General features: G+C 49.7%; 26 protein-coding genes. 8 read left to right on the top strand and 18 right to left on the bottom strand.

The features are described 5' to 3' along the window. Window positions 1–3: 3 nt before the first annotated feature. From murC to SHK35_RS02440, 6 genes are all read left to right on the top strand, one after another. Window positions 4–1,401, top strand: coding sequence for a UDP-N-acetylmuramate--L-alanine ligase (murC, locus tag SHK35_RS02465; RefSeq protein ID WP_318708404.1), 1,398 nt, complete (start codon window positions 4–6; stop codon window positions 1,399–1,401). Between the two features lie 271 nt (window positions 1,402–1,672). After that, entirely contained in the window at window positions 1,673–2,728 is a 1,056-nt protein-coding gene (locus tag SHK35_RS02460) for a DnaD domain protein (RefSeq protein ID WP_318708403.1), read from the top strand. A 54-nt stretch (window positions 2,729–2,782) separates the two neighbouring features. Next, complete coding sequence (locus SHK35_RS02455) at window positions 2,783–3,775, top strand: ATP-binding protein (protein WP_318708402.1); 993 nt, start codon at window positions 2,783–2,785, stop codon at window positions 3,773–3,775. Window positions 3,776–3,791: 16 nt separating this feature from the next. Next, a complete protein-coding gene (locus SHK35_RS02450) occupies window positions 3,792–4,976 on the top strand; it encodes a ribose-phosphate pyrophosphokinase (protein ID WP_318703602.1) in 1,185 nt (394 codons plus the stop codon). A 236-nt stretch (window positions 4,977–5,212) separates the two neighbouring features. Beyond that, window positions 5,213–5,782: a biotin transporter BioY gene (locus SHK35_RS02445; protein WP_318708401.1), complete on the top strand. Its 570-nt coding sequence runs from the start codon at window positions 5,213–5,215 to the stop codon at window positions 5,780–5,782. A gap of 169 nt (window positions 5,783–5,951) precedes the next feature. Then, a complete protein-coding gene (locus tag SHK35_RS02440) occupies window positions 5,952–6,458 on the top strand; it encodes a QueT transporter family protein (protein ID WP_318708400.1) in 507 nt (168 codons plus the stop codon). Here the strand turns inward: SHK35_RS02440 and SHK35_RS02435 are convergent. The 13 genes from SHK35_RS02435 to SHK35_RS02375 all read right to left on the bottom strand — a co-directional run bounded on the left by SHK35_RS02435 (window position 6,436) and on the right by SHK35_RS02375 (window position 17,881). Next, entirely contained in the window at window positions 6,436–8,964 is a 2,529-nt protein-coding gene (locus tag SHK35_RS02435; RefSeq protein WP_318708399.1) for a hypothetical protein, read from the bottom strand. The genes SHK35_RS02440 and SHK35_RS02435 overlap by 23 nt on opposite strands. 10 nt (window positions 8,965–8,974) lie before the next feature. Beyond that, the gene (locus tag SHK35_RS02430; RefSeq protein ID WP_318708398.1) at window positions 8,975–10,165 is read right to left on the bottom strand and encodes a class I SAM-dependent methyltransferase; all 1,191 of its coding nucleotides are present in this window, start codon (window positions 10,163–10,165) and stop codon (window positions 8,975–8,977) included. Window positions 10,166–10,313: 148 nt separating this feature from the next. After that, complete coding sequence (locus SHK35_RS02425; protein ID WP_318703592.1) at window positions 10,314–10,715, bottom strand: hypothetical protein; 402 nt, start codon at window positions 10,713–10,715, stop codon at window positions 10,314–10,316. Between the two features lie 78 nt (window positions 10,716–10,793). Next, entirely contained in the window at window positions 10,794–11,198 is a 405-nt protein-coding gene (gene atpC, locus SHK35_RS02420) for an ATP synthase F1 subunit epsilon (RefSeq protein ID WP_318708397.1), read from the bottom strand. Between the two features lie 21 nt (window positions 11,199–11,219). Beyond that, the gene (gene atpD / locus SHK35_RS02415) at window positions 11,220–12,611 is read right to left on the bottom strand and encodes a F0F1 ATP synthase subunit beta (protein WP_318703588.1); all 1,392 of its coding nucleotides are present in this window, start codon (window positions 12,609–12,611) and stop codon (window positions 11,220–11,222) included. A 40-nt stretch (window positions 12,612–12,651) separates the two neighbouring features. Further along, on the bottom strand, window positions 12,652–13,518 hold the full coding sequence (atpG, locus tag SHK35_RS02410) for an ATP synthase F1 subunit gamma (protein WP_318708396.1): 867 nt from the start codon (window positions 13,516–13,518) through the stop codon (window positions 12,652–12,654). A gap of 41 nt (window positions 13,519–13,559) precedes the next feature. Next, window positions 13,560–15,062 (bottom strand): F0F1 ATP synthase subunit alpha, encoded by a 1,503-nt coding sequence (gene atpA, locus SHK35_RS02405; protein ID WP_318703585.1) that lies wholly within the window; start codon window positions 15,060–15,062, stop codon window positions 13,560–13,562. A gap of 28 nt (window positions 15,063–15,090) precedes the next feature. Further along, a complete protein-coding gene (atpH, locus tag SHK35_RS02400) occupies window positions 15,091–15,639 on the bottom strand; it encodes an ATP synthase F1 subunit delta (RefSeq protein WP_318708395.1) in 549 nt (182 codons plus the stop codon). Then, a complete protein-coding gene (atpF, locus tag SHK35_RS02395; protein WP_318703582.1) occupies window positions 15,627–16,142 on the bottom strand; it encodes a F0F1 ATP synthase subunit B in 516 nt (171 codons plus the stop codon). Before atpF ends, atpH begins: the two co-directional genes overlap by 13 nt. A 50-nt stretch (window positions 16,143–16,192) precedes the next feature. Further along, the gene (atpE, locus tag SHK35_RS02390; protein ID WP_318684507.1) at window positions 16,193–16,447 is read right to left on the bottom strand and encodes an ATP synthase F0 subunit C; all 255 of its coding nucleotides are present in this window, start codon (window positions 16,445–16,447) and stop codon (window positions 16,193–16,195) included. A gap of 43 nt (window positions 16,448–16,490) precedes the next feature. Beyond that, the gene (atpB, locus tag SHK35_RS02385; protein WP_318703580.1) at window positions 16,491–17,222 is read right to left on the bottom strand and encodes a F0F1 ATP synthase subunit A; all 732 of its coding nucleotides are present in this window, start codon (window positions 17,220–17,222) and stop codon (window positions 16,491–16,493) included. A 4-nt stretch (window positions 17,223–17,226) separates the two neighbouring features. Further along, on the bottom strand, window positions 17,227–17,622 hold the full coding sequence (locus tag SHK35_RS02380; RefSeq protein ID WP_318708394.1) for a hypothetical protein: 396 nt from the start codon (window positions 17,620–17,622) through the stop codon (window positions 17,227–17,229). After that, window positions 17,609–17,881, bottom strand: coding sequence for an AtpZ/AtpI family protein (locus tag SHK35_RS02375; RefSeq protein ID WP_318708393.1), 273 nt, complete (start codon window positions 17,879–17,881; stop codon window positions 17,609–17,611). The genes SHK35_RS02380 and SHK35_RS02375 overlap by 14 nt, the downstream gene beginning before the upstream one ends. Before the next feature lie 175 nt (window positions 17,882–18,056). Here SHK35_RS02375 and SHK35_RS02370 point away from each other — a divergent pair, with 175 nt between their 5' ends. Together SHK35_RS02370 and SHK35_RS02365 are read left to right on the top strand one after the other, a co-directional pair. Further along, a complete protein-coding gene (locus SHK35_RS02370) occupies window positions 18,057–18,593 on the top strand; it encodes a GNAT family N-acetyltransferase (RefSeq protein ID WP_318708392.1) in 537 nt (178 codons plus the stop codon). A 13-nt stretch (window positions 18,594–18,606) separates the two neighbouring features. Continuing rightward, window positions 18,607–19,086, top strand: coding sequence for a DUF402 domain-containing protein (locus tag SHK35_RS02365; RefSeq protein WP_318708391.1), 480 nt, complete (start codon window positions 18,607–18,609; stop codon window positions 19,084–19,086). 62 nt (window positions 19,087–19,148) lie between these two features. Here SHK35_RS02365 and SHK35_RS02360 read toward each other — a convergent pair whose 3' ends face one another. The 5 genes from SHK35_RS02360 to SHK35_RS02340 are packed head-to-tail and all read right to left on the bottom strand — an operon-like array spanning window position 19,149 to window position 23,030. Further along, complete coding sequence (locus SHK35_RS02360) at window positions 19,149–20,315, bottom strand: cell wall hydrolase (protein WP_318708390.1); 1,167 nt, start codon at window positions 20,313–20,315, stop codon at window positions 19,149–19,151. Window positions 20,316–20,336: 21 nt separating this feature from the next. After that, window positions 20,337–20,822, bottom strand: coding sequence for a deoxycytidylate deaminase (locus SHK35_RS02355; RefSeq protein WP_318703568.1), 486 nt, complete (start codon window positions 20,820–20,822; stop codon window positions 20,337–20,339). Between the two features lie 13 nt (window positions 20,823–20,835). Beyond that, window positions 20,836–21,465 (bottom strand): uracil phosphoribosyltransferase, encoded by a 630-nt coding sequence (gene upp, locus SHK35_RS02350; protein WP_318708389.1) that lies wholly within the window; start codon window positions 21,463–21,465, stop codon window positions 20,836–20,838. A 51-nt stretch (window positions 21,466–21,516) separates the two neighbouring features. Next, window positions 21,517–21,948 (bottom strand): ribose 5-phosphate isomerase B, encoded by a 432-nt coding sequence (rpiB, locus tag SHK35_RS02345; RefSeq protein ID WP_318708388.1) that lies wholly within the window; start codon window positions 21,946–21,948, stop codon window positions 21,517–21,519. After that, window positions 21,945–23,030, bottom strand: a complete 1,086-nt coding sequence (locus SHK35_RS02340; protein WP_318708387.1) for an L-threonylcarbamoyladenylate synthase — start codon at window positions 23,028–23,030, stop codon at window positions 21,945–21,947. The genes rpiB and SHK35_RS02340 overlap by 4 nt, the downstream gene beginning before the upstream one ends. Between the last annotated feature and the right edge of the window lie 161 nt (window positions 23,031–23,191).

Below are 23,191 nucleotides of genomic sequence, written 5' to 3'. Positions count from 1 at the left end.
ATCATGTATCAAATAGATTTTTCGCATCCCTCCCGTGTTTATTTTGCCGGAATCGGCGGCATCAGCATGAGCGGTCTGGCTGAAATTCTGGCCGACGCAGGTTTTCAGGTGTCCGGCTCCGACAGAGTAAAAAGCTCCCTGACCCAGACGCTGGAAGCCAGAGGCATTTCCGTGTTTTACGGGCAGCGCCGGGAAAATATCACAGACGACATTGACTGCGTGGTCTTTACCAGCGCCATACACAAAGATAATCCTGAATACATCGCCGCACATGAAAAGAACATACCCTGTCTGACCCGGGCTGAGCTTCTGGGACAGATTATGAAAAATTACAGTACTCCCATAGCAGTCAGCGGCACTCACGGGAAAACCACCACAACCTCCATGATCAGCGAAATTCTCCTGTGTGCAGACAAGGACCCGACCTTGTCCATCGGCGGCATGCTCAAAACCATAGGCGGCAATATACGCGTGGGAAAATCCGGCCTGTTTGTCACGGAGGCCTGTGAGTACACCAACAGCTTTTTAAGCTTTTTTCCAAAAATTGGAATCATATTAAATATAGAAGAAGATCATTTGGACTTTTTTAAGGATATCGAGGAAATCCGTCTCTCCTTTCACCGTTTTGCCAGGCTTTTGCCTGCAGACGGCGCTCTGATTATAAACGGCGACATTCCCCGTCTTGGGGAAATCATCCAGGGGTTGTCCTGCCGCGTGATAACCTTCGGCGCACACAGTACAGGCGCGGACGGTGGTCCTATGGATTACTATCCCTCCCGGATAGAACACGATGAATGGGGGCATCCCTCCTTTCAGCTTCACAGCCCCGGCGGCTGCGTACGAGAATTCCGCCTTCAGGTGCCCGGTGACCACAATGTAAGCAATGCCATTGCGGCTGCAGCCCTGGCTGATCTGCTTGGCATTGACAGCGCCGTTACCGCGAAGGCTCTCCTTGCCTTCTCCGGCACCGACAGGCGTTTTGAGTACAAGGGCAAAATTGGCGGGGTCACCATAATAGATGATTATGCACATCATCCCACAGAAATTACTGCAACCTTAAAGGCTGCTGAAAATATTTCCCACAACACCCTCTGGTGCGTTTTTCAGCCCCACACCTATTCCCGCACCAAGGCCTTTTTAAAGGACTTTGCACAGGCTTTGTGTCTTGCCGACAAGGTGGTGCTGGCAGATATCTATGCAGCCCGGGAAACAGATACGCTGGGGATCAGCTCCGATACATTAAAGAAGGAAATCGAAGCCCTGGGACATGAGTGCTTTTACTTTCCCTCCTTTGATGAGATTGAAAATTTTCTTTTGGAAAATTGCACAACCGGAGACCTGTTGATAACTATGGGGGCCGGAGACGTGCATAAAATAGGCGAAACTCTTCTTGGAATGTAGTTGTCCACATTATCCACAGTCCGGGCGGCAGATAACATTCCCCTTGGTCTGTGGATAAGCTCCCGCCTTTTTGTGGACAGTTCCGGTGCCGTTTTCCGCACTTTCTCTTTTGAAAAATGAAATTATCCACATTGTCCACATTATCCACATTTTTCCCCTGGGTGCTGCGTTTACGGGGGTTTCAGGAAATTGACTATTTCTTTTTCAAAAGCCTTATGCTATACTGTGATTTGCTTTTAAAGTGACGGGTAAGGGAAAGGATATTGTTGTTATGGCACGATTGACAATTTACAAGGACGATTATGCAGATTCTACCGCCGTGTCCAACCGCTTTATCGATGAATATATGAAGGATGCCAACGACGCTCAGCTGAAGGTCTACCTGTACCTTGTGCGTATGCTGAACGCCAATCTGGCTACCAGTGTGTCCGATATTGCAGATAAGTTTAATCACACGGAAAAGGACGTCATTCGTGCATTGAAATATTGGGAGAAGCAAAAGCTTCTGGACCTGGATTACGATGAGGAAAAAAATCTGACCGGCATACATATGCGGGAGCTAAAAGGAACCGGCACCCAAAAATCGGACGAAAGCCCCGGTGCATTTTCCAGACAGGCTCCTGTTTCTTCTCCGCTTTCCTCACAGGACACCTCCGCAGCCGGGGCTTCTCCTTTTGCAAAGCCGGTTTATTCGGCGGACAGGCTCAGGCAGTTTAAGGACAGCGAAGAGGCCGCCCAGCTTCTTTTTATTGCGGAGTCCTACATTGGCCGTCCTTTGACTCCCTCCGAGATGAAAACCATCCTCTTTTTCACGGATGTGCTTCATTTTTCGGATGATTTAATTGACTATCTGCTGCAGTATTGTGTGGACCGTGGGAAAAAAGATTTCCGGTACATAGAAAAGGTTGCGGTAAACTGGGCGCAGGAGGGAATCACCACGCCAAAGCAGGCCCAGAAGTTTTCCTCCAAATATGATAAGAACGTTTATGCCATCATGAACGAGCTTGGCAAAAGCGCTTCCCCTACCGCCAGGGAGGTAGAATATATCACCCGCTGGATCAGGGAATACGGCTTTACCCTTGATATTATTCTGGAGGCCTGCCAGCGGACGGTGCTGGCAACCGACAAGCACCGCTTTGAATATACGGAAGGTATTTTGAGCAGCTGGAAGCAGGCGGATGTCCACCACAAATCGGATATCCGAAGGATAGACGATCAGTTTCAGAAACGGAAGAGCGCTCCTAAGACCACTTCCAATAAATTCAACCAGTTTACACAAAACAGTTATGATTTTGACGCGCTGGAAAAGGAAATTCTGAGCAATTAATCCGCCAGAGGGGCCTGCCTCCTTTTTCCACGCTCTGCAAGAAGGAGAATATCCGTGGCGTTAGGCAACCAACAGTACGAATCTATTATGAGAGGCTATGAACAAAAGCAGGACCAAAGCCGCAGAGAGGCGGCCAGGCGCAGGGAGCAGGTCTACAGCAGGGTTCCAGACTACCGCAGGCTGGAGGATTCCGTAAGCGCTCTATCCGTTTCCATGGTGAAGGAAATGCTTTCCGGTTCCGGACAGACGAGAGAGGATATCCACGCCTCTCTAAAGGAGCTTTCCCTGCGTAAAAAAAAGCTTCTGACCGACGCCGGTTTTCCGGAGGATTATCTGGAGCCCATATATCATTGCAGCCTCTGCAGGGATACCGGCTATGTGGAGACTCCTTCCGGAAGAAAGGAAAAATGCCGCTGCTTTCGTCTGCAGGAGATCACTCTTTTGTATGAGCAGTCCAACATTCAGAATGTGATTTCCAAAGAGAATTTTTCCACCTTATCTTATGAATATTACACCGGCGACGACCGCAAAAGGTTTGAAGCCGCAGTAGAAATCTGCCGAAATTTTGTACAAAATTTCAAACAGGACTATCACAATCTTTTTTTCTATGGTACAGTAGGAACAGGAAAAAGCTTTTTGTCCGGCTGTGTTGCCAACGAGCTGCTGGGGGAGGGATATTCTGTCATCTATTTCAGCGCATCGGAGCTGTTTGATCTGCTTGCACGTTATTCCTTTGACGCAAAAGCGAAGGAATCTCTTTATGGCTTTTATCAGGATTTATATCACTGCGATCTGATCATTATTGATGACCTTGGCACGGAAATGACAAATACGTTTGTCACTTCCCAGCTTTTTTCCTGCCTGAACGAGAGGCATCTGCGCCAAAAAGCCACTATTATTTCCACCAATCTCAGCTTAGAGGAGCTGCGTGACCGCTATTCAGACCGCATTTTCTCCAGAATCACCAGTAATTACACGATCTGCAAGCTGACTGGACCTGACATAAGAATCTATAAGAAACGCATGGCAAATTCGCCAAACCTATAGAAAGTGAGGATATTTCATGGCAAACCGCGAAGAAAAGCGCAATTTGGAGACCATCCCTGTTGGCTCTCTGGGTATCATTCCCCTGGAGGGCTGCAGGCCCTTGGGAGAAAAAGTAGACAAATTTCTTGTAAAATGGAGAGCGGAGCGTGAAAGCGAGCACAAGGAATCCCTGGCCTTTTCCGGCTATCAGAGAAACTCCTATCTGCTAAGCGCAAAGGTTCCCCGTTTTGGTTCAGGGGAAGCCAAGGGAATGATTCTGGAATCCGTAAGAGGCACGGATCTGTATATTCTGGTGGATGTGTGCAATTACTCCATGACCTACTCTCTGTGCGGCCATGAAAATCATATGTCACCGGACGATCACTATCAGGATTTAAAGCGTATCATTGCTGCAGTGGGAGGAAAGGCGCGGCGCATTACCGTAATCATGCCTTTTCTTTACGAGAGCCGCCAGCACAAGCGTACCTCGCGGGAATCCCTTGACTGCGCCCTGGCGCTGCAGGAGCTTGTGCGCATGGGTGTTGACAATATTATCACCTTTGACGCCCACGATCCCAGAGTGCAGAATGCCATTCCTCTCCACGGCTTTGAGACCGTCCAGCCTGCTTACCAGTTTATCAAGGGTCTTTTGCGCAACGTAAAAGAGCTGCAGATCGATTCCGATCACATGATGGTGATCAGCCCCGACGAGGGCGGCATGGGACGGGCCATTTATATTGCAAACGTCCTTGGACTCGACATGGGAATGTTCTATAAGCGCCGGGATTACACCCGGGTGGTGAACGGACGCAATCCCATTGTGGCCCATGAATTTCTGGGCACCAGCGTGGAAGGAAAGGACATGATTATCATAGACGACATGATCTCCTCCGGGGAAAGCGTTTTGGAAGTGGCCGCCGCCCTAAAGCAGCGCAAGGCCAGCAAAATATTTGTATTTGCCACCTTCGGCCTGTTTACCAGCGGACTGGACAAGTTTGACAAGGCTTACGAAAACGGCATTATCGATAAGGTCTTGACCACCAACCTGATTTATCAGACCCCTGAGCTTCTGCAGCGGGAATGGTACATTAACTGCGATCTGAGCAAATACATCGCCTACATTATCGATACCCTAAACCACGACTCCTCTATCAGCGATCTGTTAAACCCCAACGAGAGGATTCAAAATATTGTAGCACGGTACAAAAAGGGAGAGCTTTAAATACCCAAGAGGCTGCTGCTTTGACAATCAAAAACCTGTCAAGGCGGCAGCCTTTCTATTTTCAGGTACTTGACAATAGCTAGCCTCTGCTATATAATTCTTAATTGTTAACCTATATTAATTATTCTGGTTAACATTGATATGAGTGACTGTGAACTCGACTCCTGGTATCAGAAGCTGGGCGTAATAACCAAAATAACGGTGACGAGCTAATTTTACATTGAAAGGAACTTATCATGAATCAAAAAACCTCCACCATCACCTTGAAACCAAACGCAAAGCAGATGGCCCTGGTGGGCCTGATGGCTGCGGTAATCTGTATTCTGGGCCCCATTTCCCTTGCAATCCCCATAAGTCCCGTCCCCATTTCTCTGGGCTCTATGGCGGTCTATTTTGTGGTTTCCGTTCTTGGCATGAAGCGGGGAACCATCAGCGTGATCATTTATATGCTTCTGGGGTTTGCAGGGCTTCCTGTGTTCTCAGGCTTCAGCGGCGGCGCCGGGAAATTGTTCGGTCCAACGGGCGGTTATATCATCGGCTATCTTTTTATGGCCCTCATCTGTGGTTTTTTTGTGGACCGGTTTTCTAATAAAATCTTATTACTTTTTCCGGGAATGCTCCTTGGCACAGCCTGCTGCTATCTTTTCGGCACCGCATGGCTTTCCTATCAGGCCTCCCTCACCTTTGCCCAGGCTTTGGCGGCCGGTGTAATTCCCTTTATTCCGGGAGACCTGGTAAAACTCGTGCTGTCCCTTTCCATTGGCCTGCAGCTGCGAAAGCGTCTGCAAAAAGCGGGTCTCATATAAGCTCATATAATATCCCCCTGAAAATCTTGACATTCTCCTTTTTCCTGCTATACTAAAAGGGCTGAAATTTTCTCATCCGAAACATTTCAGCCCACCCCCGGTGAGTTCGAAACCTTCCTCACCAACCCGTCCTCTGACGGCAAAAAAACAAAACTAAAGGAGAAAACAAATGAACAAAAAGGTATTATTTATCGTCCACGCAGCGGTTATCGCTGCTCTTTACGTTGTGCTCACTCTGGCAGCCAACGCTCTGGGATTGGCAAATTACGCCATTCAGGTCCGCTTTTCAGAAGCCCTGACCATTCTTCCCCTTTTTACGCCAGCCGCCATACCAGGCCTGTTTGCAGGCTGTATCCTGGCCAATTTTATGACTGGATGCCTGCCCTGGGATATTGTGCTGGGAAGCACCGCCACATTGATTGGCGCCTTTGGAACCTATCTGCTTCGAGGCCTCAGAGTAAAGTGGCCGGCAGTGCTGCCCCCCATTCTGGCAAACGTTCTGATCGTTCCCTTTGTGCTTGCCTATGTGTACCGTTTTGAAGGCTCCATCCCTTATTTCATGCTCACCGTAGGCATCGGAGAAGTGATTTCCTGCGGCGTTCTTGGAATGCTTTTATACAGCATCCTGAAGCGCTACCGGAAATATCTGTTTCCTACTCCACTCTCATATAAGTGATAAAGCGGTTTCCGTTTTCACTAAGCCACTGTGTGGTGTCGTTCATTCCATTTTGGTAAAGCCGTCCGGTGGACGGTTCCATGATCACTACATTATACTCATTAAATCCGGTGATCAGAACCGCCTCCCCATTTTCCAGCATGGCCAGTACGGGGATATCCTGATTTACATAATAGAGCACCGCATCCAGACTGCAGCCTGTCAAATCCAGAATCTGGGCATCCGGCAGGTTTTCCTGCAGAATGTCCAGCGCCGTCTGTCCCTGGCTCAGCAGATACTCGGCGTTTCGGATAATGCCCTCATATTCCAGCATAGTGTCCAGACATACCGCCAGACTTCCCCTTTCCTCTGTGACACTTTCCTCTGTAATGGCCATGATCTGGTTTCTCGTCACACGGTTTCCCCGAAACCAAACAGTGCTTCCGCTGTTGTCCACCACAACGCCCGCCATATCATAGGCCAGGCTCACGGCTCTGGAGGGAAGACTGTAAATGCCTTCCACTCCGTAAGGTCCATAAACATAATATCTGGCAGTTTCCTGTTCGGAGGGCAGTGCAAGCTCCCGTCCCCCTTCAAATACCATCTCTTTGGGCGTCAGTATCTGGATCGTACTGCTGTCGATGGTATTTCTGGTCTGTATCTGCACATATCTTTCATAGATGTCGATATCCGCCGCAACCACCACGTTTTTTCCCTGTTCTGTTTCTACATTATTCATGATCTGATCCTGGGCGGCCGTCTCGTAGGCTCCATTTTCCAGCCTGGTCACTCTGTCCAGCGTGATCTGGTTGTCCCGCACCACACATCCGGTCACATAAATATTGTCCTGGGCATATTCCATCAAAAGCTCGCCCTGGGAATTACAAATCCGCACACAGTACATAGGGAAAAAGACACTTCCGGAGCTCTCCTCCGTCACATCCTCCCTTCGCGCGATTCCATAAATCACATCTTCTCCCATAAACCCAAGGGGAAGGATGGCGTCCCCCGCCTCTGCGGCAATTTCACTCTCAGTACCGTTTCCCAGGTTTTTGATATACAGCCTGCTTCCGTGATAGAAATCCTCTCCCTCCATCCACACGATGATTTTATGATTCTCGGAGACCTGCATACTGTCATCCTGGGAGATGTGCACCAGCTGGGAATAGGTTTTTTCCTCCAGATTAATTTCATACACGATATTGTCCAGGGAAAGATACAGCTTCTGATCCCGGCTTAAATACAAAAGCCGCTCCATCTCCGCCGCAAGCACAGCATATGAATTTTGATAAGGCATATAAATCAATTCCTCAATGGTATTCAGGGAATTGTCATAATTATAAATCTGGATTCCGACCTGTCCCTCATGCCGTCCCCGATTCATATAGCCGTACACTGCAAAGGCGGCGTTCCCCCCTTCATCCACGTCCAGTATTTTAATGGAATGCTCTCCATACAGCGTCCTGGCATCCCTATTGTGCTCATCATAAAAGCTGAAAATCACCGTGAGCTTGTTGTTGGTCACATTATAGCTGAAAAGCTGGTTTGCTGCCAAAAATACAACTACATTTCCGTCCCCGCTCTCCACCATGGGCACATTTTCATCTGTAATTCCCAGCAGTATCTTGTTGTTTGCATACATATTCTGTACATCCGGTATCTGGGTCATGGTTCTCTCATAGTCCAGAAGATACATTCTGTCTGTGGTGTAGCGCACCCGATAGTATTCTTCCACCTGGTAATACACCGTTTCCTCTTCCCCAGAAGTACAGACCATATAATTGATAAGTATGGAAGCGGTCTGGCTTGCAATCTCCTTTAAGGATACCACAGGCTCTCCCACCTCTTCCACCGGCAGGTCTCCCCATGTGATCTGCCTGAAGCTGCTGTGTATATTTACCTTGTGAAAGGAGCTGTTGTCCTCTAAGGAGGAATCTGTTTCAAGATACTTAGTCAGCTCCTCCGCAGCCGTTCTATCGTACAGGCGCTCATGAAAGTCCGTTACAAAGGCAAGCTTTTCATCCACATAAGAGCTGTCGCTCCATACGGCCCGCGTATAGTACCGCAGTTGCGTGTCCTTATCCACCTCAAGCACCACAGCCAGAGAATATTCCGTGTCCTTCTCAATCAAATCCTTCAGGGAAATGGTCCCATAAATCCGCTCCCCGTCTGTCTGATAATCTGTCACAGGCGTATCCTCTATGAGACGCTTGCCGTCCGTGCTCCTGACCTCTATGGAAATTCCTGTAATATTGCGTCCATAGGTATCCACAGTAAAATCGGTGCTGCGGCTTTCATTCAAAACCGTCACCGTGTCCCTTTGGAAGGCTGTCTCCATGGCCTCCCTATACCCATGGAGCTGATTATATGCAATTCCATTTCTCTCCATGGTGACAATAGGATAGGTTGCCTCTGCAAGCTCCATGGTGAGATTATCATGTCCTTGATTCATAATTCTGCCCGCTGCAATCAGGGACACAATAAATACTGCCAGAAAGACAGATAATTTTATTATGGTTTTCTTCATGCTCTACTTCCTATTCCTTCAAAAGCTTCTGCAGCGCAGGCTCTATATGCAGAAATTCCATGATGTTCTGAAGCTTCGTGTCTCCAGAAACAGTCCCTTTTCCCTTCCCAGGCTGCATTTTCTTTGTTTTCACGGCGCGTATCAGAAGATTCTTCGGCGTATGCTCCATGTCAATAAACTCAAGAATCTGTGTATAATACCCCTTCTGCTCCAGGAAATCCGCCCGCAAGGCATCGGTGATTAACGCAGACATTCTCTCCTTGATTACCCCATATTTCAGCACAGGCTCCAGAACGTCACAATAGATCTGCCCGTTGACCTCATGCTGGCAGCAGGGAACCGCCATAATCACCTCCGCTCCCCATTTCACAGCCTTTTCCAGGGCATAATCCGTAGCCGTATCACAGGCATGGAGAGAAACCACCATGTCAGCCTTCTGCTCCCCCTGGTAGGTGCTGATATCTCCCTTTTCAAACTGCAGTCCGTCATAGTGCAGAGACTTTGCAAGCAGGCTGCAGCGTTCAATGACCTCTTCCTTCAAATCCAGCCCCGTTACCTGAATCTCTCTTTTTTTCAGCTGGTGAAGATAATAGTACATGGCAAAGGTCAGGTAGGATTTTCCACATCCAAAATCTATAATTCGAATGCAGCGATCCTTTGGAAGGGCGTCCAATACATCCTCGATAAATTCCAGATATCGGTTGATCTGGCGGAACTTATCGTACTTTGCCCGGACAATTTTCCCTTCTGGAGTCTGCACGCCAAGTCCCACCAGAAAATCCACAGGAATTCCCTCCTGCAGAATATAGCGCTTACTGCGGTCATGGGACAAATCCCGGGATAAGGGGGCATTCCCTGTCTTTTGTCCCTCCTGTTGGGACAGCCGCCTTTTTTTCACCGTCACCTTTCCCTTTTTGCTCACAAGGACAGAGGCCTCCAAAGAGACGCTCTTAAGCTGGGCCTGGCCAAACAGCCCGCTCATATCCTTCAGAATTTTTGCCTTCATCTCTTCCTTTGTATAATTGGTATGAAACACCTGATTTCCCCGGTACAGGGTTTCCTGAAACAGCAGGGCCCCCTTCAAAAGCACCGGGCGGACCTTACTCTTCATCGCCTGCTTTGCATCCCGGGAATTGCTTAAAATGATCTGTATCAAATCCTGGTTCAGTGTCTGATCCAGCAGCTGTTCTAATTCTTCCATTCTTCTTTCCTTCTTAGCAGATGCAATCCCTTTCGGGCCTGCATTCGCATTTAGTCGCGCAAAAAAGTTACTACAACATAGTCCGGCCATGCCATGACTATATTGTAATAACTTTGCCTTAAAATCACAACTAAAATTTTCGGTTCCCCTAAAAAGCAAAAAATCCTCTTTTTCCGCCATGCCGGCGCTTATAAATCTCATTGCACAAAAGCACTTGTATCATGTTCTCCATCCAGTGCCATTTCTCGCCGGATGAATCGGATTCCTCCATTGCTTCCATTTCTTCATTCTGCAATATCTTCAGAATGGTTTTTGTCATATGAAGCAGACTGTACCGGTCAGGATACTCGTCGTATATCATACTTCCCTCATAATCCATTTTGTCCAATATTTCCGCTACCCTGCGCTGGTATTTTCTTACTTCAAGGGGATAGGTCTGCTGCAGATATTCCAGGTCCCGCAGTACGGTATTTTCCTTCCCAGGGCCAAAATAACCGGGATGCGTCATGTAAAAGGGAAGGGGCTTTTTCATTCTCTGCTCAATATCCATACCCAGTGCCTCTTATCTCTTTTTCATAGCATATGCAGAAAAACCCTTCCTGTTACGATGTTTAGGGGATGGAAATCTCTATTTCAGCGCCTGGATGCGGGCCATAGCCCGATACAGCGCCGTCTCCGCCCTCGCTATATCCGTTTCCGGCGTAGGGCTTTCCAGACGCTTTTGGGCCCTCTGCAGCGCGGCAGCCGCCCGCTCGGCGTCAATCTCCTCCGGCCACTCAATGATTTCCGCCAAAATAGTCACCTGATCGGGAAGAATTTCCACAAAGCCCGCATGAAGGGCGGCACGCTTTTCTCCCTCCGGTTCATAAATGTACAATATCCCCGGCTTTATAATCACAGTCAGCGGAATGTGCCCGGGCAGCACTCCTATCTGCCCCTCTGTGGTATTGAATTCCACCATATTTGCCTCGCCCTCATAAAACACCCGGTCGGGCGTGATAATGCGCAGGTGAAAGCTTTTGTCCACTGTCATAATGCTGCCTCTCCTTCCGCGCTATTTCAGCTTTGCCACCACGTCGTCGATTCCTCCCACGTTCAGGAAATAGCTTTCCGGAATATCATCATGTCTGCCCTCCAGAATCTCCTGAAAGCCCCGGATGGTCTCGCTCACCGGCACATATTTTCCTTCCAGGCCGGTAAACTGTCCTGCCACAAAGAAGGGCTGGGATAAAAACCTCTGTACCTTTCTGGCCCTGGAAACCAAAAGCTTATCCGACTCTGAGAGCTCGTCCATTCCCAGTATGGCAATGATATCCTGCAGCTCCTTATACCGCTGCAATATCTCCTGCACCCCACGGGCCGTTTTGTAATGCTCCTCACCTACAATCCTTGGGTCCAGAATGCGGGAGGAGGATTCCAGAGGGTCTACCGCCGGATAAATTCCCAGCTCCACAATAGAACGGGACAAAACAGTGGTGGCGTCCAGATGGGCAAAGGTGGTGGCAGGCGCCGGGTCCGTCAGATCATCCGCAGGCACATACACTGCCTGCACTGAGGTGATAGAGCCCTTCTTTGTGGAAGTGATTCTCTCCTGCAGGGCGCCCATCTCCGTCTGCAGAGTGGGCTGATAGCCCACTGCGGAGGGCATACGTCCCAGCAGGGCAGACACCTCGCTTCCCGCCTGTGTAAAACGGAATATATTATCAATAAATAAAAGTACGTCCTTTCCGCCCTTATCCCGAAAATACTCCGCCATGGTCAAGCCTGTCAGGCCCACCCGCATTCTTGCTCCAGGAGGCTCATTCATCTGTCCGAACACCATGGTGGTCTTATCAATGACCCCGGACTCCTTCATCTCATGATAAAGATCATTTCCCTCTCTGGTGCGCTCCCCCACGCCGGTAAACACGGAATAGCCGCCGTGCTCTGTGGCAATGTTGCGGATAAGCTCCTGAATCAATACCGTTTTCCCCACGCCTGCGCCACCGAACAGGCCGATTTTTCCACCCTTCTGATACGGGCAGAGCAGATCAACCACCTTGATTCCTGTCTCCAAAAGCTCCGTGTCCGTGGACTGCTCTTCAAAATCCGGAGCCGGCTTGTGAATGGGCTCATAATCCACTCCCTCCGGAGCCGGCAGATTATCTATCGGCTGTCCAAGCACATTGAAAATACGGCCCAATGTTTTTTCCCCTACGGGAACAGAAATAGGAGCGCCTGTGGCAGCCGCCTCCATGCCTCTGACCAGCCCGTCGGTGGACCCCATGGCAATACATCTGACTGTGTCGTCGCCCAAATGCTGGGACACTTCCACCGTCAGCTCACCGCCATCCCTGGTAGGAATCCGAATTGCTTCATTTATTTTAGGCAGCCTTCCCTGGTCAAACCGGATGTCCAAAACTGCTCCGATGACCTGGGTAATCTTTCCTATATTCTCTCCTGCCATTTCTATACCTCCCTGTCCGCCTTGACGGACGTCGCTTCCATCATATTTGAAGGGCTTCCGCGCCCCCGATAATCTCTGTGAGCTCCTGGGTAATGGAACCCTGGCGCGCTCTGTTGTACTTGATTGCCAGATCGTTTATCATATCCTCTGCATTGTTTGTAGCGTTGTCCATAGCCTGCATTCTTGCGCCGTTTTCGCTGGCTGCAGCCTCCACCAGGGCGCCATAGATCAGGCTTGTAACATACTTTGGAATAATCAGATCAAGTGCCTGTGACTCCCGGGGTTCAAAATTCATAAGCGGGTCCTTGCTTTCTACCCGGTTTCTTGCGTCCAGATTTCGCTCCACCGGTAAAAGCCTGCGCAAAACGGGCTCATGGCTCACGGTATTCTTGAAAGAAGTGTATGCAAGATAGATTTCGCCGATCTCCTCTTTGGAAAATTCCTCCAAAAGCCTCCCCGCCAGCTTCATGGCATCCCCATAGGCAGGTTCCTCCATGATCCTGGAATCCAGCGCCTCCACATGGTAGCCGCCTCTTTGCAGCGCATCGCGGCCCTTATTTCCAATGGCGTAAATTTTGAGGTCTTCCGGCGTCCATTCACTGTTTTGGGTCACCAGTTTTACCACACTGGAGTTGTAGCCGCCCGCCAGTCCCCTGTTGGAGGTAATGACAATCACAGCCTTTTTCCGGGCCTTCCCCGGAGTTAAATATCTGTGCTCCAAATTCCCCACACGAGAGAGGATGTGATTCACCGTCTCGTACATACAGTCAAAATAGGCTTTGGAGCTCTCCGCTTCTGCCCTGGCGCGCTGCAGCTTCACGGTAGATACCAGCTTCATGGCCTTTGTAATCTGCTGGGTTCCCTGGATACTGCTTTTACGGCGCTTGATATCTCGCATGGATGCCATATTCTATCCTCTCTTTCCAATACAAATTTAGATCCTGCAGATTATCTGGAAGTCTTAAATTCACGGATAGCCTTCTCCAGCAGCGTCTCCGTCTCCTGCGAAATCTCTTTTTCCTCTCTGATTTTCCCCGGCACCTCCGGATATCTGGTGTCCAAAAATTCAAACAATCCCTGCTCAAAAGCTGTAATCTCCTCCACAGGCACATCGAGAAGATGCTTCCGTGTCACCGCATAGATAATGATAACCTGATATTCCACCGGCATGGGCTGATACTGAGGCTGCTTTAATACCTCCTTGATTCTTTCGCCCTGAGCCAGCTTTTCTCTGGTGTCCGCATCCAGCTCGGAGCCAAATTGGGAAAAAGCAGCCAGCTCACGGTACTGGGCAAGCTCTGTACGAATGGGAGCGGCTATCTTTTTCATCGCCTTGATCTGGGCCGCTCCTCCCACCCGGGAAACAGAAAGTCCGGCATTTACCGCAGGGCGGAAACCGGAGTTAAACATTTCCGTCTCCAGATAAATTTGTCCGTCGGTAATGGAAATCACGTTGGTGGGAATATAGGCAGACACATCCCCTGCCTGGGTCTCTATAATGGGAAGGGCCGTAAGAGAGCCTCCTCCGTATTCCTCGCTCATTCTGGCGGCGCGCTCCAAAAGTCTTGAGTGAAGATAGAACACATCGCCGGGATATGCTTCGCGTCCGGGGGGACGGCGCAGCAGCAGAGAAAGGGTGCGGTAGGCGGCGGCGTGCTTGCTTAAATCGTCATAAACCACCAGCACGTCCTCCCCCTTCTCCATCCATTCCTCACCAATGGCGCAGCCCGAATAGGGCGCAATGTACTGCATGGGAGCCGGCTCACTGGCTGTGGATATCACCACAGTGGTATAGGTCATGGCTCCGTGCTCCTCCAGTGTTTTTACAATGTTTGCCACAGTGGAGGCCTTCTGCCCTATGGCTACATAAATACATTTTACGTTCTGTCCCTTTTGATTGATTATGGTATCAATGGCTATGGCAGTCTTTCCCGTCTGGCGGTCTCCGATAATCAGCTCTCTCTGCCCCCGTCCGATGGGCACCATGGAGTCAATGGCCTTGATCCCCGTCTGCAGCGGTGTGTCTACGCTTTTTCTGGTAATAACGCCGCTTGCCACCCTCTCAATTCTCCGGAACTGGTTGGAAAGCACAGGGCCCCGTCCGTCCACTGGCTGTCCCAGCGCATTCACAACGCGTCCTAAAAGAGCGTCGCCCACCGGAACCTCCACCACCCGTCCCGTGGTTTTCACGGTATCTCCTTCATTGACATTTTCAGCGTTTCCAAGAAGCACTACGCCCACATTGTCCTCTTCCAGGTTGAGCACCATACCGTATACATCGCCAGAAAATGCAAGCAGCTCGCCCTGCATGGCCTTTTCCAGCCCATGTACCCGGGCAATACCGTCGGCAACCTGAATGACTGTCCCTACATCGGACACTTCCAGATCTGCCGCATATCTCATAATCTGTTCCTTAATCACAGAACTTATCTCTTCCGGTTTTAAATTCATGGAGATGTCTCACCTTTCTTCCAACGGCTTAACCCAGTTGGATATTTAATAATTGTTTTGTCAAGTGATCCAGCTTTGTGCGGACGCTGCTGTCCACCACTCTGTCATCTATGCGGATCACCATTCCGCCGATCAAAAGCGGATCAATATCATAATAAAGCTCCAGCTTTACATAGCCTGTGGTCTCCAAAAGCCGCTTTTCTACCTGCTCCTTCTGGGTCTTGGTCAGCTCAAAGGCTGTAGTGACATACGCCACGCCTATTTTCTGCAGCTTTTTCATCTGGTCTGTAAAATGCCGGAAAATTGCAGGCAGCTGACTATAGCGCTCCTTTTCCACCACCAGCTTTAAGAAACCGGTAATCTCATCGCACACGCGCCCCCGAAAGACACGCTCCACAACCGCAGCCTTTTCCTGCTTTGGAATACCCGGATGCTTCATCAGTGTGTCAAATTCCGGATTCTGTTCCAGGATTTCACTCACTGTTTCGATTTCTTCCAGCATCTCCTGGCCCTTTCCGGTCTCAGCCGCCGTCTCCAGCAGGGCTTCTGCGTAGATTCTTGAAACTAACTTTGCCATGTGCTCTCACCTATTTCCTGCAGAGTCTCCTCAATAAGACGGTTCTGCACAGCAGTGTCAACAGTGGCAGACACCACCTTGCCAGCCATCAGGGACGCTATGGAAATCATTTCCTTTTTCATATTGTCAGCCATTTTCTGTTTTTCCAGCTCAGCCTCCATGCGGGCTCTCTCCAGAATGCGGGCAGCCTCCTCCTTTGCCTGGGAAAGAATCTGGCTCTCATTTGCCAGCGCCTTTTTGCGGGCAGAGCTTAAAATTTCCTCCGCCTCCCTGTCAATATTTTTCAGCCTTTCCTCGTATTCCGCCTTCAGCCTGCCGGCATCCTCCATGCTCCTTTGGGCTTCGTCCAGCTCTCCTTTTATCTTTTCCTTACGGTTATTCAGCATTTTTCTGGCGGGATTAAACAAAAGATAGCTCAATGCCAGAAACAGAAAAAAGACCGCAATAATCGAAAGGCAAGAATCCGCCAGAAGCTGCCAGTCCAGGTCAAACAGCCTCTCCATGTTTGCCTCCTTTCTTCTATTGAAGCAATAGACCTTTATTCACGGGGCTTTTAGGGCAGTAAGGGCTTTACAAACAATAACAGCATGGCAACCAAAAGACCGTACAGACCTGTTGTCTCCGCAACGGCCTGTCCCAAAAGCATAGTAGAGGTGATGTCCGACTTTGCGCCGGGATTGCGGCCCACAGCGGCAGCAGCGTGTCCAGCTGCGATACCCTGTCCCACTCCGGGACCAATACCGGCGATAAGCGCAAGGCCTGCACCGATTGCAGAACATCCTAAAATAAAGTTTTCATTGAATTCCATTTTCTTTCCTCCTAAAATGTTTAAAAATGTTTCATTTTAATGATCAGCTTTCTCCCCTTGCATCTGCAATATAGGTCATTGTAAGCATACAGAAAACGTAGGTTTGAATAGAACCGGAAAACAGATCAAAATATACATGCAGCGCCGCCGGCCAGGCAGTTGCAATCCAGCCAAGCAGCCCATAAACCAGCGCCATCATAACGGTGCCGGAAAGAATGTTGGCAAACAGACGCAGCGACAAAGAGATCGGCACGGCGATAATGCCGATCAAATTGATGGGCATCCACAAGGGCAGCCAGCGGGGCAGCGGGTAGCATAGCCCATCCCATATTTCCTTTGGAGACTGGCATGTGAATTGATTGTATCGAATGATCACAAAGGACAAAAGAGCGAGGGGAAGCGTGACCCCGTAATCCGCAGTGGGCGGTCTTAGACCCAGCAGACCCGAGAAATTGCTGATTAGAATAAAAATAAAGACAGTACCGATATAATTATAAAATTTTGGCGCGCTTTTCCCAAGAGGGCCATCCACAACACCGTCCAGCTTTTCCACAATCAGCTCCACCACATTCTGAAAACCATCGGGAATCTCCTTCGCCTTTGCCATCGCCCGGTTTGCCGCAATGGCAAATCCCAGAATAAGAAGTATTACAATCAAAAGGCACACATGAGTGGTGGTAATCCACACCTGGTGCCCAAAAAAGGAATACTGAAATACTCCGTGTATCATAAAGTCAATATCAGAGCCGCCGGACAACAGAATTCCATATCTCATATTCTCACCTCCCCTTTTTCAAACTCTCCAGCTTACACCATAATTTATGAGTAACCGGCTGTAAAAAGGCCGCTACCTTCAAACTCATATAAGCCATAAAGACCACCAGAGGCTGCAGCACCCCCGTTGTCATAATGATAAGCAGAATCGCAAAGATTAATACATACCGGATAAGATAGGCCCGGAAAATTATCTTTGACGCGTCTTTGCCTAAATCCAGCGCCCGGTCCAGAGAACGGTACATATGAACGGCGCTGGTCCCCGCAAGCAGTATCCCAAACCACAGGCTTTTTGCATAAAACAGCTGATCTGAAACCACAAAGGCTCCTATGATCTGACAGACAATCCCCAGGAAAAAAATGCCGGCCAGCATTTCCGCAAGGGTTCTATTTATCTTCATCCTTCTTTTCCCGCTCCTTTTTTTCATGATCCTCATCCGTCTCCATGATCTTTCTTGCCAGCCGGTACACATTCTGGGCTCCTGCCAGGGCTCCTGCAAAGAACAGCAGAATCACAAGAAATGAGGTTCCGAGCTTTCTGTCCAGAAAAATCCCAAAGGCCGTCATCAGGCAGATGGGAACCAGCATATCAAATCCCAGCTGCATCACGAGGGCGAGAGAACGATATACGCTTTTATTGTAATGCCTTTTTGGTTTCATAGGGGCCCCCAAAGCAAAATCTATAGTAAATTATACCCAATTTTTCCGAAAAAGTCCAGCAAAGGGATGAGAATTAAAAAAATAATCAGTTTCTCGTTGACTTTCCTGTTTTCAGGAAGTAAGATTTGTACAAAGCAATATAAGAGATTACGACAAACGCAAAAGGAGTAATATCATGCTGCATATCCGCACCGCCTGTGCCGAGGATGCTCCCGGGTTATTGGAAATTTATGCACCCTATGTGGAAAACACTATGATTACCTTTGAATACCAGGTTCCCTCCCCCGGGGAATTCAAAGAGCGGATCTGCCGTACTTTGGAAAATTACCCTTATCTGGTGGCAGAAGCCGACGGCAGGCTGCTCGGGTACGCTTATGCCTCCGCCTTCAAGGACCGGGCTGCTTACGCCTGGTCTGCAGAAACCTCCATCTACGTACAGCAAAACTGCCGAAGAAATGGAGTTGGCCGGGCGCTGTATACAGAATTGGAAAGGCTGCTCTTTGCCCAGCATGTCTGTAACCTCTGCGCCTGCATCTCCTACCCCCACCCGGAAAGCATTGCCTTCCACGAAAGCTTTGGATATCATATGGCTGCGCATTTTACCGCCTCCGGCTACAAGGCAGGAAAATGGCAGGACATGGTGTGGATGGAAAAGGAGCTGTTCCCCAGACAGATTCCTCCCAAGCCCTTTCTTCCCTTCTCCCAGCTATGAAAGGATACGACAAATGGAACCTTTAAAAATTTATCGGAAACGAATTATCCCACAGGAAATTGTGCTTTTAAAGGACGATGTCATCGTCAAGGCTGACGATGACATAATTGTCACAAAATGGAACACCTTAAAGCCCAAGACAGGCTTCAGCCATGGCTGTTCCTGCTATTATCTGAAAAAGGGCGTCAAGGTCAGCAAATTCTACAGAGAGGACAATTCCCTGCTCTACTGGTATTGTGACATCGTGGATTATGAATTTGACCGGGAAAAAAACACGCTCACAGTGACGGACCTGCTGGCCGATGTGATTCTTCACCCCGGCGGAGAAATGCAGGTAGCGGATCTGGACGAGCTGGCGGACGCTTTGGACAAGGGTCTGATCACACCCGGGCTTATGTCCTGCTGCTTAAGAAGGCTTCATTATCTTCTCTCCCTGATTTACAGGGATAAATTTGACCGTCTGCAGAGCGCTTTCAATGATTTGGGACTGTAATTTCTTACAGTCCCATTTTTTATGCCGTATGTCCGGCGAAGCTGGATCACACCTGCCGGCCCTTAATAAAACACATGCCCGCCTATATTAATGCCGCTTAAGCCTTCCACCGGCGTCCGAAAGTACACACAGTTGCCCACATTGGTCACACCGGACATGGCCTCGTCGGCAGCCCGGTAGCAGCTCTCGGTGGCCTTGTTGGAGGCAAGGGCAAGCTCAAGACGTCCGCTGGCTACCGGAGAAAATTGTCCGCTCTGGTAGATCACTCCTACAATGGTATCCGGATACAGAGCGCTCAGCACTCTGTTTACCACCACGCTTCCCACCGCAAGCTGTCCCTCGTAGGGCTCTCCTCCCGCTTCGCAGTAGATCAGGTTTGCAAGAAGATATCTGTCCCCCTCCTCAAAGGTTACCTCCGATATATCCCGCCAGGTAGCATTTGCAGCAGCCTGTGACATGGCCAGCTCTTCCTGAAGCTTCTTTCTTAAGTAGTCCAAGTCCTCTTCCCTCTGCTTGATTTCCGCCTCATAGGCCAGCGCCGCTGCTTCTGCGTCGGATATCTGATCCGCATACTGGGTAATGGAATTGGAGGTCTGGCTGATCAGGCCGGAAACCTTGCTTTTCTCCGCCTCTGCCTGGGTTTTCAGATTCTCAAGCTCGGCCCGGTCAGACTGAAGCCTTGCCTCCTCCTCTTCAATGAGCTGGCGGTTCTGGGTATATTCCGCCATGAGGTCCTGATCATAGGCCGCTATTTTCTCAAAGTAGCCGGCCGCATTGAGCATATCCGCAAAGCTTCCCATGCGCAGGATGGCATTGAGTATATCCGTTTCATTGTGCTCATAGGTATAGCGGATACGGGTTACCATAAGGTCATACTGCCAGGCTTCCTTCTCCTGCGCCTGTGCAAGCGCCTCCTGTGCCTCCAGAATATCCTGCTCCTTCTCTGAAATCTGGCTTTCCAGCTCTTCCAGATTCTGGCTGACTTCAGACAGCTGTGTATTCAGATTGTTCAGCTCTCCCTGAAGAGAGCTGTGCTCCTCCCGCAAGCCCTCAAGATCCTGCTGGGTCTGATTCAGTTCATTCTCCAGCGCTTCCTTTTCCTCTTCCTTCTGCTGTATCTGCTGCTGTGTGGTGGACGCGCTCACCATGGCCCCGTCCCCATCGGCGCGAAAGGTCTGTGCCAGCAGCACAATTACCAGGATCGCAGCAAGCCTTCTAAAGCCCTTCAATTCTTTGGTAACCTCGCCTTTCTATACTTCAATATGAATCTGTCTTCCTGATTTATGATACGGATAATAAGCAACCCCCGCAGCGTCGAACATCCGCTTGGACGCCCTGTTGGAAGGGCTTCCCTCATACTTGTCACTGTCATAGACAACCGTCTTTATGCCCGCCTGGATAATAGCCTTTGCGCATTCGTTACAGGGAAACAAGGATACGTACAGCTTTGTCCCCTCAAGGGAGCCGCCCCTGTAATTTAATATGGCGTTCAGCTCGCTGTGGGTCACAAAAGGATACTTCGTATCCAGCTCCTCCCCCTCCCGCTCCCAGGGAAAATCATCATCCGAGCAGCCAGACGGAAATCCGTTATAGCCCATGGACAATATTTTGTTATCGCTGCTGACGATACAGGCGCCTACCTGGGTGTTGGGGTCCTTTGAGCGCATGCCCGAAAGATGCGCAACACCCATAAAATACTCGTCCCAGGTAATATAATCTTTTCTTTTTGCGCTCATATGCCTTCCTCTGTTATTTTGTGCCGAAAATTCTGTCGCCGGCATCTCCAAGCCCGGGAACAATATAGCCGTGATCGTTCAATTTCTCATCCATGGCTCCGATATAAATATCCACATCAGGGTGGGCCTCCCGCATAGCCTTCACGCCCTCAGGCGCTGCAATAATACACATGAAATGAATATTCCTGCAGCCTCTGTCCTTCAGCATCTGAATTGCAGCCACGGAGGAACCGCCGGTAGCCAGCATGGGGTCCACAACAAAAACCTCTCTCTCTGCGCAGTCCGCAGGAAGCTTGCAGTAATATTCTATCGGCTTAAGGGTCTGAGGGTCTCTGTAAAGACCGATATGCCCCACCTTTGCCGCCGGAATCATCTGAAGCATTCCGTCCACCATGCCAAGCCCCGCTCTCAGGATGGGCACAATGGCCATTTTCTTTCCTTTTAAAGCCTTAACCTTTGTTTTGCAGATGGGAGTCTCTATCTCCACATCATCCAGCTGCAGATTTCTGGTGGCTTCATAGCAGATCAGCATGGCAATCTCGCCGATGGTCTGCCTGAAATCCTTGGTTCCCGTTTCCTTTCTGCGAATCAGCCCGATCTTGTGCTGAATCAGCGGATGATCCATGATAATTACGTTACCCATTTTTCCCTCTCATTCTGCCGCGCAAGCGGCTTTGTAATTATTTTCCCTTTGTTAAATTTTTTCGATCTGTTCCACTCTTCTTCGATGCCTTTCCTCACCGGAAAAGGGTGTGTTTAAAAATGTATCTACAATTTCCAGCGCAAGGTTCTCTCCCACAATGCCCGCGCCCATGGCAAGCATATTTGCATCATTGTGCAGCCGCGTAAGCTTTGCTGAGAGACTGTCCGCACACAATGCGCAGCGAATCCCCTTCACCTTATTGGCGGAAATACTGATGCCGATGCCCGTAGTGCAGATTACAATGCCCTTATCGCACTGCCCGGAGGCCACCGCCTTTGCCACCGCATGCCCGAACACCGGATAATCGCAGCTTTCACTGCTGCCGCATCCCATATCCTGATAAGGAATGTTATGCTCTTCCAGATATCGAATCACCTTTTGCTTCAATTCATACCCACCATGGTCACTTCCCAGTGCGATCATATGTTTTCCATATCCTCCTTTAACTCTACCACTCTGTAGCCTGCCGCCTTCAAAAGCCGGTTCATAATAGCTTGTCCAAATCCCCGGCTGGAAAAGCCCTCGGAATAAATTTTAGTAACCGCTTCCCTGTCAAATTCCCGCAGTATATTGTAGAGATGTCTGGCAATTTCCTCCTCATCCCTTCTGCTGCCCACACTTTTGACCACATCTGCCCGGTAAAGGGAAAGAGCTTCTTTCGTCGCAATCACTCCTACCTTCTCTCCCTCTGCCTTCTCTTTGGCCGCCCGGGAATTGATGTAGCGCACCACCTCTTCCTGAGGCCCCTGCACAATGGTCAGCTCGCCCCTTGGCGCATAATGCCGATACTTCATCCCGGGCGCTCTTGGAGGCTTTTTGCTGTCCCCAGACAGCAAGACGGCGTCCTCCTCCACCGTTCCCAATACCTTTTCCAGCATTTCCCTGGTCACGTATCCCGGACGGAGTATCTGGGGCGGCGAAACCGTCAGGTCGACTATCGTGGATTCCAGACCGATTCCAACCTGGCCGCCGTCCACGATCATATCTATTTTCCCCAGCATATCCTCCACAACGTACTGCGCCGCAGCAGGACTTGGCTTTCCCGATGTGTTGGCGCTGGGTGCCGCCACAAATCCTCCGGCACAGGCGATCAGCTCTCTGGCCGCCGGATGGGAAGGCATACGCACAGCCACCGTATCCAATCCCCCCGTGGTCTCCCTGGGCACCAGATCAGACTTGGGAAGTATCATGGTCAAAGGCCCCGGCCAGAAAGCCCTTGCAATCCTCTCCGCCTCCCCGGGCACCCAAGAAGCGATCTGATAAATATCCTCAAACCTGCAGATATGCACGATCAACGGGTTGTCCGAGGGCCTGCCCTTGGCCGCATATATCTTTTGAGAGGATGCCTTATTCAGCGCATCCCCTCCAAGACCGTATACCGTCTCCGTGGGAAAAGCCACCAGACCGCCCTTTTTCAACACCTCTCCGGCCTCTTTCAGCGCCGCCTTGTCCTCCGGGGACAAAATGCCGTCCCCACATTCCAGTTTTACAATTTTTGTCTCCATCTTATGACTCTTTTCCGGAAAAATCACATACTCAAGGGTAGTATATCACAGATTACAGAAAAGGAAAAGAAAAGTTCTTACAGTCCAGTTTTGAAAGGTAAATAACTTCATATCCTGTCACTCTCTTCTGAATTCCTTTTTTCAGGTCTTATTCAGATATT

Origin of the sequence: Candidatus Acetatifactor stercoripullorum (assembly GCF_944382095.1) — a bacterium.
Taxonomy (GTDB): Bacteria; Bacillota; Clostridia; order Lachnospirales; family Lachnospiraceae; genus Acetatifactor; species Acetatifactor stercoripullorum.
This window is presented reverse-complemented; position numbering and strand designations above follow the sequence as displayed.